This is a genomic window from Desulfuromusa kysingii, from assembly GCF_900107645.1.
Lineage (GTDB): Bacteria > Desulfobacterota > Desulfuromonadia > Desulfuromonadales > Geopsychrobacteraceae > Desulfuromusa > Desulfuromusa kysingii.
In genome coordinates this window covers 1-16,094 of the sequence record NZ_FNQN01000018.1, presented here as the reverse complement: position 1 = coordinate 16,094, position 16,094 = coordinate 1, and the positions used below count along the sequence as shown (strand labels likewise).

5 protein-coding genes and 1 pseudogene are annotated in these 16,094 nt (G+C 47.3%); 5 read left to right on the top strand and 1 reads right to left on the bottom strand.

Features of this window, described 5'->3' with window-relative positions:
- Positions 1-713 (bottom strand): annotated as a pseudogene (locus tag BLU87_RS16800) (IS256 family transposase); the annotation flags it as partial.
- Positions 714-870: 157 nt separating this feature from the next.
- On the opposite strand from BLU87_RS16800, the gene BLU87_RS16795 reads away from it, so the two are divergent.
- The 5 genes from BLU87_RS16795 to BLU87_RS16775 form a co-directional block, all read left to right on the top strand.
- A complete protein-coding gene (locus tag BLU87_RS16795) occupies positions 871-1,752 on the top strand; it encodes a hypothetical protein (RefSeq protein WP_092350972.1) in 882 nt (293 codons plus the stop codon).
- A gap of 491 nt (positions 1,753-2,243) precedes the next feature.
- Complete coding sequence (locus BLU87_RS16790; RefSeq protein WP_139167619.1) at positions 2,244-2,969, top strand: hypothetical protein; 726 nt, start codon at positions 2,244-2,246, stop codon at positions 2,967-2,969.
- Positions 2,970-2,996: 27 nt separating this feature from the next.
- Entirely contained in the window at positions 2,997-4,733 is a 1,737-nt protein-coding gene (locus BLU87_RS16785) for a Tle-like phospholipase domain-containing protein (RefSeq protein WP_092350969.1), read from the top strand.
- Positions 4,734-4,743: 10 nt separating this feature from the next.
- Positions 4,744-15,291 carry a calcium-binding protein gene (locus BLU87_RS17840; protein WP_092350967.1) on the top strand — a complete coding sequence of 3,516 codons (10,548 nt, stop codon included), beginning with the start codon at positions 4,744-4,746 and terminating at the stop codon, positions 15,289-15,291.
- Between the two features lie 550 nt (positions 15,292-15,841).
- Positions 15,842-16,094 (top strand): transposase (locus tag BLU87_RS16775; RefSeq protein ID WP_175498444.1); only part of this gene is annotated, 253 nt, incomplete at its 3' end.

Here is a 16,094-nt window from a genome sequence, read left to right as displayed (position 1 = left end):
TTGAGGCCATCGACACAAGCGACAAAAATATCTTTCACACCACGGTTCTTCAGCTCAGTCACAACCTGAAGCCAGAACTTGGCTCCTTCGGTCTCAGCGGTCCATATCCCGAGAACTTCTTTAAGCCCGTCCATGTTGACACCAACCGCCAGATAGACGGCTTTGTTGATGACTCTATTGTCCTGACGGACTTTAACGCGGATCGCATCAAGGTAAACAATCGGCCAGACTTCATCCAACGGTCTATTCTGCCAGAAGATGATCTCTTCCTGAACGGCCTTGGTCACCTGCGAGACCAGCGTCGGTGAAATATCAACACCGTACATCTCTTCCAGGTGCGCCTGAATATCGCGGGTGGTCATGCCTCTGGCATACAGGGCGATAATCTTATCATCGAACCCGGTGAAGCGACTCTATCCCTTTGGGAGAATAACCGGTTCAAAACTAGAATCACGGTCACGGGGGACGGTAATGTCGAGATTGCCGAACTCCCCCTTAACTTTCTTCTGGTAACTGCCGTTTCGGGCATGGCCGGTGTTATTGTTCGAGGGAGCGTTCTTCTCATAGCCAAGATGGTCGGTTATCTCGGCCTACATGGCTCGCTCCAGCAGTTGCTTGGTCAGTTGTTTCAGTAGCCCGGTTTCCCCGATAAGATCTTCAGGATTCTTGTAATCCTTCATCAGGGTATCGAGCAAATCTTTGGGTATGGTCATTAGTGCCTCCAGTGGTTACGAGTTGTAACCGACTGTGACCATTTACACAAAGTTTTTTACACACTCTTATGAAATGATGCCGACTCGGAGGGGGAAATAGGTAGTATATCTCCAAACATTGGAACAAAAATGGAGTTGCATAAGGAGGATGTTGTTGATGGGAAAAGGTAAGCTGCTAATCACTTTGGTTGCTGTTTTAGTTTTGATCGTTGTTTATCAAGCCAAGTTTTTTAAAACGCAAAGAGCGGATAATGCTGCTCTGTCTGTATTGAATGGGGACTCTGAAAATTACCCACCATTTGAACCCTTTTGGGGGATGGTGGATATCGGGCAACAAACTGATTTGTCAAGCTATGGTGGGAAAGATGAAAATGCTCTTGATGGCTTATCCTTTGACGAATTATCGAATCTCAGGATGTCGCAGGTTGGTGCGTATGACGTATTGGAGCTCTATCCACCGAATTATCATCCGTTTGAGAATTATAACAACAAAATCTATGGGCAGATAGAAGAATTCCAAAACTGGATGAATCCGGCGGCATATTTTTTTACCAACCCTTACCTTTTGATTATTCCAACCCATGCACCATTCATCAACCCGCTTAACCTGGCTTGCCCTGACGTTTCAATTGTTTATGACGCCGGAATTATCGAAGAAGTTCACACTGGCGCAAGTGCCTCTTGCTGGTTCGATACCCTGTATCGACCTCATGGAGAACATGGCACACTCTGGTTGTTCATGGTTAACGCATGGGATGCAGGGTTTAAATACGCCCATGTTGATGTCGAACAGTCGAAAAATGTTTTAGCCAGCAGTGAACCAAATCACATTACTAATTCTGTGCATAGTCGATCATACTTTTATCATGTTGGGCAGTATGGAGTGAACAATATCAGCCCGAGGGATAAAAGAGCTTGGGTGACGCTCCGACAGCGGGATACATCAACGGAAATATATGTGAAACTGTGGCAGAAAAAGCCGAAAGCACTGACTGATGAAGCAGATATTGTTTATGTTATAAAGGTTTCTTCTGGTTGATGTGGAGGCAGATCGATTAGCAGTATTCAGAAAGATTAGGAACATTCACGGGACGCAATACCAATTTAACGAACTACCCGAAATGGTGGATTGAGTGGAAATAGGTATGATGTCTCCAGATATTTGGCAGAGACGATTGGTTGTTAAGCCGCAAAGGCAACGATCTTCTCGAAAGGGATCTCGGCTACGACCGCTATTTTGCCATGTCGGGGGATACGATCAAGGATAGAAAGCCAACAACTTTCCCACGATTTCAAAAAGTGTTTGACAGTAATCAACAAAGAAACTACGTTGGCATCGTTACATTCTCATGAAAATGTACGCTGTCCTGGAGGGGGATATGCAAATAAGAAACTCAAATATCAGCCCATTTTTGGTCAGGAATTATTCCTGTGTCGGAGATGGGCTGTTTTTATTGTGGAAGGATTAGTATGCCAAAACGAATGACAGTCAAAATTGTTTTAGCTGTAATGACTCTGGTGTTGTTGTCTTTGGTTTTACCGGTCTGCGCCGGGACGCAAGCTTACCCGGAATTGCCTTTACAGGAAATGCGGATTGCGGCCTACACAAAAGCGTTTGCCGAACGATTCGGGTTGCCCGCCCCACCACCGGGCACGGAACCCAGTGGTGGGTTGCAAGCCATCGAGTTTGCAATTGAAAAGGGGCCGAAATGGGCACCCCGTTACTACTGTAATTTTTATCTCTATGTAGATAGTTCTCTGCCGATCAAATACCCGGAAGAAGGGGTGGCCGGGGAGAAATATATGCTCATTACCACCACACATTTTTTTGGTAGAGCATATGAGCAGTGGATGGAATGGTCGCTTCAAGATAGACGATATTCAACAGGTCTGGACGGGAAATACAACCGCAAGGCCAGGATGGCCACAAAAAACTATATGCCTGGAAAACAGGGAGCCATATCCGATCTGGATTACATCGAATTCCATAAAAACATTTTGCCCAACTTGGACTATTTAAAACTCAATTTTTCACCGTTTTCTCTTATGATTAATAAGGTAAATAATGGTGTTGATATCTGGGTTCAACAGCGGGGCAATACAGATTACCGAAGCCGGATCAAATCTGATTCAAGCGATTTTATCAAGTTCTCGATCCCTGAAGTTGTTTTACAGAAAATCCGTCAATGGGGAAATCAGGCAAAAGAGGCAAACAGAAAAATAAATGCAGTCATAAGAGATAAAAGTGACCAATAATTGAACCAATCTTTGGAGGAGGGACATATGAGTTCTTTTGATCAGTTAGTCAATGCACAACTCAGTGAAAAAGCCTATAGCGATTTTGATCCAACAGACGTGGATAATGCGACGACCGCTTTTACCGATTCGAACGGATCAGACTGGACAGTATATACGGTTTCCGAAACCAGTGGTTACAATACCGGGTTTTCTGGGGTCGCCTTTAGGAATGAAGATACCAAAGAAGTAGTTGTTGCCTATCGCGGAACCGACGGCCCACGAGATGTGACCCCCGATTTGCAGGCGGGCCTTGGTCAGAATGTGCCGAATCAATACCAGCAAGCGAAGGATTTTTATGATGCGGTTCTCGATAAAACTAACACAGATTCTTCAAATTCTCCCACTCTAACCGGCCATTCTCTCGGTGGCGCCCTGGCACAGTTGGTTGGAGCGGTCACTGGCGCGGAAACACAAACCTATAATGCTCCCGGTGTTAAAGACGTTTTGTACAACAACCCTTCAACCTTTGGGGTTTTTTCGGAAACTGCCACGTTCGACAACATAAAGAATAACAACTTTTTTCTCGATACAATCCATATGGTTGGAGAACAGTTAGGGAATAGTATAACTATTGGCGGTGAGCTTTCTCAAGCTGTTATTGATGCAATCAAGGTACTTATGACTAACTTTGGCAGGCTCCTTCCTTCCACGTTAGAATTTTTAGTAGATCAACACGGTATCGGAACAATGGTCGATAGTCTCGCCAGGTTATTGGGTGGATATCCAGCAGCTGATGGCCTTTCTGACCCCACCAACCCGGATGCCAGCTCAGATAACAAAAATGATTTGTCGTCTGAGGATTTCTCCTCCCCACTGGTTCTGGATCTCAATAATAATGATCGCACATCAACACTGCTCATGATGGCTGATACCTATTTCGACCTAGACGGTGATGGTTTTGCCGAACGCACCGGTTGGATCGAAGCCGAAGACGGTCTACTGGTACTCGATAAAAATCAAAACGGCAACGTTGATAATGGTAATGAGCTGTTTGGTAATTACAGCCAGAACCAAGATGGTCACTTGGCCGAAAACGGTTTTGCCGCCCTGACTGATTACGATATTAATAATGACGGCATAATCAATGCTGACGATGATGTGTTTGAATCTCTACAAGTGTGGGCAGATGCAAATTCCGATGGCATTTCCCAGGATGGCGAACTCCACAGCTTGTCCGATCTGCATATCGAATCGATCAACCTCAATGCCACCGAAGTAAACACCGAAGAAAAATGGAACCAGATAAGCCATGAATCGACCTTTACCCAGCAGGCGGTAGATGACGACGGTAATGTTGTCACCGACCAAGATGGTAATGCCGTACTTGAAGTAAAAGCGGTGCATGATGTCTGGTTTGCCAGTGACCGTCAGGACACTACCTACCAGTATGAGGGCGAAGTATCAGCGGACATTGCCGCCTTACCGGAAATGAAAGGAATGGGACGAGTAATGAATCTCTCCCACTCCATGGTCGCAGATGCCACCCTGCAACAGCAGGTCGAAACCCTACTGGCTTCCGCTAACAGGGACCTTGCTACTATTTACAGCAATGCCGACGCAGTTCTCGCCCGCTGGGCACATGCTGATGATATCGCTACAGATGAATCCCGTGGTGAGCAGCATGTCCTTAATCACAATTACAATAATCCACAAGCAAAATATGTTTATCGGGAATATGCCAGCAACCGAGTAAGTAACAATCCTGGAACGCTTTGCCGGTAAACTGTTCCAGATGAAAGTTGATGGCGAAGTAACCGATCAAGTCATGGACAGCAAAACCGCCCACGCCGTGCGTGTTAAATACGATTACCTGCGTGACACCCTGACGATAAATCTGTTGTCCCAATCGCTGTTCGGCAAAGACGTTTACAACGCCGAAACCGGAACCTTGCAGGAAGACACCTTAGTCACCCTACAAGCAGTCCTGCTCACCCCAGTCGATAGCATCCAGCAACAAACCGCAGTAAACCTGCTCTCTTCTCTGCTGAGTCGTGATCAATTGTCAGTATTTGATACTATCGATAGCACTGCTTTGAACAATACCGAAGTACAGCAACAGCTTATAGCCAATGGCATTACTCTATCTGTAACCAACGATACCGAAGTGTCAGGAACAATTTTAGATAAACAGTTTGGTAGCAGCAGCGCCGATACATTATCCGGCGGTACCCTTTATGGCATGGCAGGTAACGACACCCTAAGTGGTACCAGCGGCCACGATACACTCCACGGCGGAGCAGGTGATGATATCCTGCGTGGCAGTGCCGGTAGCGACATCCTTTATGGCGGGGATGGTAACGACACCCTTTCTGCCGGAGGAGGTTACGGTCACGATATCCTGATTGGCGGTGCTGGAGACGATACCCTGATTGGTAACTATCGTAACAGTACCTACGTTTATAACTATGGTGATGGTCATGATTCCATAACCGACACCGGTAGCGTTGGTACAACCCCCGACATCCTTATCTTGGACGGTCTTGACCGTGATGACATTCAGGTGGAAAGGCAAGGCAATAATCTTCTCTTGAAGCTGCGTGCCTTCCCTGAACTCGATTACGATTTTGGTTCAATTGTGATCAACAATGGTTTCGGCGCTGGCAAAATCGAACGTTACCAGTTTGCTGATCAGATCCTTGATTTTAATCAGCTCCTTCACGGTAGTACAATATATGACACCACCCACACTTACACCCTGGATCAGGGGCAGGTTGTCATCCATGATACCGGGGGCACCGACAAGCTGGTTTTTGGCGCAGGAATCACACCCGATAGCCTTGTGATTCAGGCCGGTATCGATAACGATGATCTGCTGATCGGGATTAAAGAAGAAGGTGTCGATTTTTCCGATTTGAGCCATAAAATCACCATAAAGGATGGATTTACAACCGACAGCACTATCGAAGAGTATATTTTTGCCGACAATACCACCCTCGATTTTAAGGGGTTTCTACAACTTCAGACCGGAACCTCCGGAGATGATCATCTCCGCTTTATTGATGGTCACGATAGCGTCGATGGTCTGGCCGGTAATGACACCATCATGACTGCTCAGGGCAACGATCAGCTTGGCGGCGGTGTTGGCGATGATACCCTGCAGGGTGGTGACGGCGATGACCGTTACCTCTTTAATCGGGGCGACGGCCACGACATCATCATCGATCAATCTGCCATCGAACAAGGTTTTGCCGGACAGGATACTCTGGTTCTGGGTGCCGGGATCAACCCGGACGATCTGATTGTTATCAGACAGGGAGATGACATTGTTATCGGTCTTAAAGAAGACGGTGTCGATTTTGCTGATTTACACGACCAGATTACCCTGCGCAGCTGGTATGAGAGATCAGACCGGATAGAAACGGTCACCTTTGCCGATGGAACCATCTGGAACACCTCTGAGATTTTATCCAGCATGGTTGGAGCCGGGGTTTTGTATGGGCTGGAAGGGGATGATGTTATTGTCGGTAATGAAGACGATAATGTGATTTTTGCCCGCGGAGGCAATGATCAGGTGACCGGCCAGGGGGGTAACGATTCACTGTATGGTGAAGCGGGTAACGATACCCTGACTGGCAATAGCGGCGATGATTTACTTGATGGCGGTCAGGGTGACGACACCTACCATTTTAATCGTGGTGATGGCAGAGATGTCATCATTGATGGCGAGCTTGATTCTATCACCGCTAACGGCAATGACGTTCTGATCTTCGGGGCAGACATTACCCCGGAGGATTTGATTGTCCAGCGGCAGGGTACTGATATCACTATTGCCCTGCAAGAAGACGGGGTGGCTTTTGCCGAGCTGGCAGATTCAATCAGGATTAATAACTGGTACGATTCGAAAAATCGGATTGAGGCTATTCAGTTCGCTGGCGGGGTCAGCCTTATTGCTGGAGAGTTGATCGAATTTATGCAGGCTGATGATGACGAAGATATTATAGGTATTGAAACCGATTCGGTATTTGGCAATACCGCTGCAAACAATAACTACTTCGGCAACTCAGGAAACGATACCTACCACTTTGCTCCGGGCAATGGCAGGGACAGAATTAATGACAGTGGTGGCATTGACCGGATTATTATCGGCGAAGGTGTGGCACCGGAAGATCTTCGCATCACCTGGCTACAGGGGACGAACGATATTGTTATCACCTTTGCCGGGAACGAGATCGATGAGTTGACTGTTGAAGGCTGGTATCAAAGTGAAGACCGGATTGAAAGCTTCGAGTTTAACGGCGGGATTATCTGGACAGCAAACGATATCCTTATTGCCATGGGAACCGAGGGTGATGATGTCTATAACGGTTTGATCGGGGAGGACAACACGATCAACGCTCGCGGTGGTAACGATCTGATCAGCACCTATGAAGGCAACGATACCCTCTACGGTGGTGCTGGTGATGATGGTCTGGACGGTCAAGCTGGCAATGACACCCTGGCCGGTGAAACTGGTGAAGACTCCCTCTGGGGCGGATCAGGTGACGATATTTATTTGTTCAACCGGGGCGACGGTCATGATCTGATTTTTGATGATGACCGCAACGTCAGTGATGCCGGTTTTGACACTTTGCGTCTGGGACCGGGAATTGCCAGGGAAGACCTGCTGTTTCGGATCGATCCAACGAGCGATATCCTGAAAATCGGCATTGCTGATCCCGCCAACCCTGATGTCCTGTTTGAGGATTTACCCGATCTGATCACTATTGATAACTGGTATCTGGCTAAAAACCGTATCGAAGCAATCGAGCTGACCGAAACCGGTGACCGACTGGAAGTTGCCGATATTATGGCGGCGATGGGAACTGCTGGCGATGATATTATCAAGGCCCTCTCCGAAGGGAGTCTGCTGGACGGTGGTCTTGGTAATGATTCTCTTTATGGAAATGTTGGTGATGACAGTCTGGTGGGTGGCGCGGGGAATGATGTTTTTGAAGCGCGTGCCGGGGATGACACTCTTGCCGGAGGTGTTGGTAACGATACTCTCAAAGGTGAAGCTGGAGACGATACGTATATCTTCAACCGTGGCGATGGCATCGATACGATCCACGATCTCGCCACAATAAAAAGATGGCAGTATGGTCAGGTGTGGAACGATGCTACGAACAGTTACAACTGGGGGCGGCAGGAATACCTTGAAACGGTCGCAGGTGGTAACGATACTTTACAGTTTGGCACCGGCATTGCGCCCGAAGATCTGTTGGTGCGGACTTCCGGTACCGATATCATTATCAGGGTGAAAGATGGAAATACTCTTTTTGAAGATTTGAGTGACAAGTTAACCATCAAAGATTTTTATCATGGGGATACGCAGATAGAGAGCTTTACTTTTGCTGGCGGTGAAAATCTTGCTCCTCAGGATATTCTCAATCTGATGTACTCCGAAGGGGATGATGTCGTCAGTTACAACAATGACATCGATCAGATTGTTCGAGCCAAGGGCGGAAACGATACTGTAATCACAGGTGGCGGCAATGATCAGCTGACTGGTGGGGCGGGCGATGATCAACTGAATGGCGGGCTCGGGGATGATATCTATCTTTTTGGCCGTGGGGATGGTCGGGATTTGGTGGAAGATAAAGGGGCTCTGGAGTGGTGGCAGAGGAGCTCTGGTAACGATACCATTCATCTGACCGGTGGTTTGACCCGAAACGATGTTATTATTGCCTGGGGTGGTCAGCTTGGTGATGAGCATAAAAACGACCTGGTTATCGCCCTGAAAGAGGACGGTAAAACTTTATCTGAGCTTGTGGATCGAATTGTAGTGAAGGACTGGTTTAACCGCCAAACTCAGATTGAAACTTTGCTCTTTGATGATGCTACCAGCTTGGATAAACAAGCTATTATGGACGCGATCTTTACTGATGGTGAAGATCTGGTCGATTTGACTGCCGCTGATCAAGCCCAGATTATCAATGGTTTGGGTGGAAACGATACCCTGATTGCTTCGCATCACAATGATTCGATTGTAGCGGGCGATGGTGATGATCTGGTCGAAGGGAAACAGGGCGCGGATAGTATTTTCGGTGGGGCTGGAAACGATGTCCTGCATGGTGATGATGAACCCGATTATCGTTACGGCAGCCGCGGCGGTAATGATTCCCTGAGTGGTGGTGCGGGAGACGATATCCTGTATGGAGCTGGTGGAGATGACACCCTTGCTGGAAATACGGGTAACGATATTCTGATGGGTGGTGGCGATAGCGATAGCTACCTTTTCTCTCGTAGCGATGGAACCGACACTGTTATCGATACGGCTGGTTACCAACTATCTGAATATCAGCATGATCGATTCGGTCATGGCGAATGGATTACCGTAGAGAAAGCTCTCAATGGGGGCAATGATACCCTGAGGTTTGGTGCCGGGATCACTCCTGACGATGTCATTTTTTACTGGGATCACGCTAAGGATACTGCCGGGAATTCCGTCAATCGCGACAAGAATATCGGCAGCAACGACCTGATAGTCGCTCTGAAGGATCCAAATAATCCAGATGCAACTATTGATGAGCTAACCAATAAAGTTGTTCTTAAGGATTGGTATTATCGGGCGGTAGCGGTTGCTCCGATTACTCTGCCCGAAATTTCAGGTGGGGAAGAAATCCCGATTGCTGTTGTTGAAGGGGATTATCTTAAAACTGCAATTGGTCGTGACGGTACCCTGGGAGGTTATATCGGCAGCGAGTATGAAGGTGGTGAGTATGAAGGTAGCGAATATGGAGGGGATGGCGATGAGCCTGGTGTAGGAATTAATCACGATCCCGCTGGTTCCGGTTCCTTCGGTTGGAACTCCATGCGTCAGGATCCTTACGGGGGGTGGGAATTATTTTCGGTTAAAAGTGATCAGACTGGGCTCCAGAGCAATAATAATAACAATGAAAATGATTCTATTAGTACCGTCAGTATGGAAGATTTAAGTGCTATGTCAAGGTTTGATAATCATATCCGCTGGACAGGTGCCTATTCTGACCAGTTTATGATTCAGACCGATTACTTTTTCGACCAGGGTGATGAACGTATCAGTATGACGACCAAGGTGACTGCGTTAAGCGACCTGACGAATGTCTCGTTCCTGCGTTCTCTGGACGCAGATCCCGATATGAGATACGAAAGTTTAAATTCTATTGATGGGCGCGGGTTTGATAGTAATGGTGACGGAGATTTTGATGATACCGGCGATGTTGCTCCTGAACATCTGGCCCTTTCCAGAGGCAGTTATGGCGGGGATTATGTTGGTATCTACTCCAACTCTGAAATTACGCATAATTCCGGGGTGTCTTCCGCACGTTCGAATGATCCTGAGGTCTTTTTGCAGGGGACTATGGAGTACATACCGAGTGATGACTACAGCAGCAACAGTATCGGGTTGGCATTTGATTTGGGAAATCTGGTACAGGGAGAAGAAATTACTGTCGACTACAGTTATGTTCTGGGAGATCCGACAAAGATTGCTGATTGGAGTAACCACCTTTTCTACGATCCTTCTGTGAAGCAGTATGTCCGTCAAATTGAAAACTTTGCTTTTGCAGATGGTACGATCCTCAGTGGTCATAATCTGATTGCCGCAATGCAAAGTGTCGGTGATGATCGTATCGAAGCTGTTATCGGTGAAGATTCAACCCTGTACGGTCTTGCCGGAAATGATGTGCTGGTTGGCGATAGCGGAAATGATCTGTTGTTCGGTGGTGAAGGTACTGATCGTCTGGATGGCGGTTATGGGAATAATCAGTTGGATGGTGGAATTGGTAACGACACGTATGTTATCGGCAGTGAGAATACTCCACCGTGGATCAATCAAACCAGCTCAGATACCATTACCGATAGCGATGGAATCGACAAGGTTCTGTTTTTAAATGATGTTGCCCGCGAAGATATCATTTTTACCAAAGCGGGCGCAGATCTTGTCATTAGCTATGGGTTGGAGTTGCAGAATCAGGTTGTGGTTGTTGGCAACAGTATTGAATCTTTCGAGATGAGCGACGGGTCTTATCTCTCCCGTGAAGAGATCGATGCAACCCTGACACAGATTTCAGTAACAGTTGGTACTTCTGTTGATTCGATTACTGCTGATCAGATTGCTGGAAACCTTGATTTAAAATCAATCCAATACAATGCCTGGACCGACATGTTTGTTGACTTCCAGGGGTATGATAATGGGAATAATTTTATCGGGATTACTGAGAATGAAAAAGTTCTTGGTGGCCAGGGTGTCGATATTCTTGCTGGTCATAGCGGTAATGACATTCTTCAGGGGAATGGTGGTGATGATAAGTTGAACGCCGGAAATGGCAACGATACTTACATTTTTCAGCGAAGTGATAATAACGATATCATCCTGGATGCTGAGGATCCGAGTACTATTGTTGTGGATCCTTACGGTGGCAAGGATGACTATGGGGATTACGGTTTCCATTTTGCCATCATAAATGATGACAATAATGAGAATGGCGAGGTTTGGAAGCCTGAAGCCAACCCAGCTCCGTCGGATGACGCACTGATTTTCAAAGGAGATGTTGTTCTAGAGGATCTGGAAGCTTACTGGGCGACGGATCGTGATGATCTCACCAGCAACGATGCCAATGATCTTCTGCTGCGACTCAAGTCGACCGGCGACTGGAGCGACCGTGAGACCAGTGTCGATACAATTCTCAATTATTGTGCTGGGTTAACGCTGGAGACATGGAATGGAAGTGCTTACATACCGGCAGAAATGACTGCTGAAACTCTGGATAAATATGGCGATAAAGTTCTTCGGCAGTTTACCTATCAAATAACAGATGGTGGGGAGGCTGAAGCTCTCCCTTCCGGTTACGATTCAATTATTTACTTTCTAGAGCAGACTGAGCGACAAACAGCCTGGTTCGAAGAAAAGCGGGCCGAGGAAGATACGGTTAGGATCGAACAATTCTACGACAAGGATTATACCGTTGAAAATATTGTTCTTGAGGTAGAGGGAATAACCCTGACCAATAACGACATCATGGATATCATGTCGACCGACAACTCCGAGATGATTCGTGGGGTCGATTGGGAAGACAACACTATAGATGCCAAAGCCGGCAATGATGCCGTGATTGGTGGTGAGCTGAATGACACTATTTCAGGTGGTGCAGGCAGCGACTTGCTTAACGGGATGCGGGGTGATGATACCTACATTGTTAATAGGGGTGATGGGCATGACACTCTGAAAGATAGTCCCTACGATTTCTACGAAAAGGTCGATGAGGCTCGTTCCTGGAAGGGCCGTGGTAACTCTTATGAATCGGGACAATATGTTGGTTCTTATCCCCAATCTTTGGCAGCCGATGCTGGTGGTTTTGACCGGGTGCAGTTTGGTGAGGATCTACAGATTCAAGATATCGGTTTTGCCCGTGGTGGCTCAACCTACTGGAAGTCAGACCTTTATGTCGGGTATGGAGATAAGAAACAAATTTCAGAAGCTGACTCAGATCAGATAAATGGAGATTATGCTGTTGTTGACCACTTCACTTTCAGCACGGGCATTGGTAGCTCTGGTACTCAAGATTACAGAGTCTACGAAGATGATATCCTGTTGCCTGACCAGTTCAGCGCAGGAAATTCTGTAGAAGAATTTATTCTGGATGATGGGAGCAAAATCACTAATGTTGGAATTGAAGAGGGTCTTAACGAGAGTCAGACCTATATTGATGACAACTTTTCATACCTTTCTGAAATTGAGAGCGACGGTCGAGATGCCAAGGGCTATGTTGATCAGATTCTGCTGAACAAATGGCAACGTATTGATCACGATTATATCGGAACGGCGGCAGTTGATATTATCGATGCCGGAGATGGCGATGATAATATTATCGCGGGCCAGGGAGATGACATTATTGATGCCGGGTTCGGTTCTGATACCATTGATGGCGGAGCGGGTGATGATACTTACATCTATCACCGTTGGGATGGCAGTGATACCATTATTGATGCCGGAGGGATTGATACACTGCAATTCGGATCAGATATCCGTTTAAGTGATCTGGTTGCGACTATCGATGCTGTGTCTGGCAATTTGACTCTCGGTATCATTGATGAAGTTGAAAAACTGGCTGCGAAGGCAACAGGTTCTACCTATGATCCAGGTGCCGATGCGCTTTCCCAGAAAATTATTTTGACCAATTGGCATGCAGAGACAACCAGGGTTGAGGTTTTCAGTTTTGCCGCTGGTTCGGTGTTGAGTGCTATGGATCTTTACAACCATTTTTTCACATCAGAGGGAGATGACGTTATTCTCGGGCTTGAAGGCGATAATGTCATAGTGGCCAAAGGGGGGCATGACACGATAACTTTGGGTGCCGGAAACCATATTGTCGATGCTGGTCATGGCAGCGATAGCATAACCACCGCGAGTGGAAATGATGTTATTTATACCGGTGAAGGTGCCGATACGGTTTTCTCCGGAGCCGGGAATGACACTATTAATACGCTCGGGGAAGGTAATCATGTAACTGGAGGTCTTGGAGACGATATTCTGAACGGCGGAACCGGTGGCGATCATTATCATTTTAACCTTGGCGACGGTCATGACGAACTTTTTGATACTGGTGGTATTGACACACTGTATCTGGATGACAGTGCAACGCCATCTGATATTCAGATTGTTCGTACCGGTAATGACCTAATTGTTACCCTGAATGATGCCAGCACTATACATATTAAAGACTGGGTCTTGCCGGACAATAAAGTTGAATCAATTCGTTTCAGTGATGGAACCATTTTTGCTATCGAATCGCTGCTGGTACCACAGGTTGAAGATTACGTCCTTAATCTGTTAGAAGATCAGCCTCTCGCTGGAATGATTGAGTTGAGTGGTGCAACTGAGGACATCGTTTTCACTGTCGAACAGAACAGCTCCAACGGTACATTCTCACTTGATGTGGACGGCAGCTGGAATTATCAACCCGCTGAAAATTACTATGGCAGCGACACCGTCGTTATCAACGTTACTAACAGTACTGGCGGCACTGCCAGTTCAACTATCAATCTAACCATTGCACCCGTCAACGATGCGCCGATTATTGAAGGCACTGAAGAACCATATCAATTACTTGGCACTCTGGTTCAAGAAGGAGATGTGCCGGCATCTGATGTTGATGGTGATTCGCTGACTTATGCTGTTGATACATTGCCGGAACATGGTTCTCTTTCTCTCGATGAAACGGGGCATTGGATTTACACTGCCGAGGACGGCTATTGTGGGGCGGATACGGCAGTTGTTTCCGTTGATGATGGCAACGGTGGCACCGCAACAACCACCATCGATTTCACGGTCAATGTCTATAGTGGTGGAGATCTTACAATTGAGGGAAATGGATCTGCGGGGTTGTTGCTGGATGGCATCAGTAAAGATCAGCTCCATCTGACCCGCCAGGGTGACGATCTGAATATTATTGTCGACGAACAGGGAACCTTATCTTTTAAGGACTATTTTACCGTAGCAGAAAATGGCATTGATTGGCTACAGACCACCGATGGTCTGGTGCACCTTGCCAAGGACGCCATCCAGGAAGGCGGCAACAGCTGGTGGCCGGTCGAATGGTTTTCTGGTCAGAATGCCGCCAATGATTTACTGTCCGGTACCTGGCGACGTGATTTCATGTATGGCCGTGGGGGGAACGATATTCTCTTTGGTGGTGATGGTATCGATTTGCTGAATGGAAATGATGGTGATGACACCTTGGTGGGTGGTGACGGCTACGATCTGCTGGTCGGTGGCAACGGTTCCGACACGCTATTTGGGGACGATGGCTGGGATTCTCTGAATGGCAATAGCGGTGATGATGCCCTGGTTGGCGGCGATGGGAATGATTTATTGCTTGGCGGAAGTGGCAACGACCGGCTATGGGGTGATCAGGGTAATGACATCTTAAACGGCAGCACCGGTGACGACACCTACACCTTCAACCTTGGTGACGGCAGTGATATCCTTTGCGATTTTTTGGGAACCGATAAAATCACATTCGCCGCTGATGTCATAAAGGAAGAAATTGCTTTCCTCAAAACCGGTACCACCATGAAGATTGGTTATGGCACTGATGATCTGATCACCATGAACAGCTATAGCGACTCAGAGACCGGCAACCGGATCGAAACCATCACCCTGGCCGACGGCAGCACTATGACCGATGCCGATATCAATCAGCTGATTCAAGAGATGTCCGCCTATGCAACAACAGAGGGGATCAGTCTGGACAGCCTGGATAACGTTCGTCAGGACGAGCAGTTGATGACAATGATTGCTGATTCCTGGCAGACGGCGTAACCTGAAAGCTGAAATTTTAACGCAGCCCGGTGGCCGTAGCCAGACTGCTTTGGTGGAGTACACGGGCAACTGCGGGGGGAAATCAACACCTTGTCTCGCGCAAAGCCGCCAAGCTCGCAAAGAGAAGCAAAGATAGGCTCAAGCTTTTAAGGTATAAGCCCTGGAATAAGGTTTTCTCTGTGGTCTTTGCGGCTTGAGTGAGCAGAGTGAACGAGCGTGAGGCTGATTATGCTCCTTTTCGTTTTGGTTGCAGGGTCTGTGTATCGAATTTGAATAGCTGAAAAGTCATCAATTCGGAGGGGGATTTCCTTGTTTCATCTATCGCCACGCTGGACAGTCATCCCTGCCTTACTGCTATCTCTCGGCCTGGTCAGTGCAAATGTTTACGCTGAAACCCTGACATTTAAGAACATCCTTGCTGCTAGACTACAAAACTCATTCGACAGCAAAATCGTCCGGGAAGAAATCCAGATTGCCCAGGCCAGAGGGTGTAAAAAACTTTGTGTAAATGGTCACAGTCGGTTACAACTCATAACCACTGGAGGCACTAATGACCATACCGAAAGACTTGCTCGATACCCTGATGAAGGACTACAAGAATCCTGAAGATCTCATCGGAGAAACCGGGCTGCTGAAGCAACTAACCAAGCAACTGCTGGAGCGCGCAATGCAGGCTGAGATGACCGATCATCTTGGTTATGAGAAGAACGCTCTTTCGAACAATAAAGCTGGTAACGCTCGCAACGGCAGTTACCAGAAGAAGATCAAAGGGGAGTTCGGCGAGCTTGATATTGCCGTTCCCC

Coding starts and splice junctions, on each gene's coding strand:
- BLU87_RS16795 (WP_092350972.1), top strand. CDS start 871: ATGGGAAAAGGTAAGCTGCTAATCACTTTGGTTGCTGTTTTAGTTTTG.
- BLU87_RS16785 (WP_092350969.1), top strand. CDS start 2,997: ATGAGTTCTTTTGATCAGTTAGTCAATGCACAACTCAGTGAAAAAGCC.
- BLU87_RS17840 (WP_092350967.1), top strand. CDS start 4,744: ATGAAAGTTGATGGCGAAGTAACCGATCAAGTCATGGACAGCAAAACC.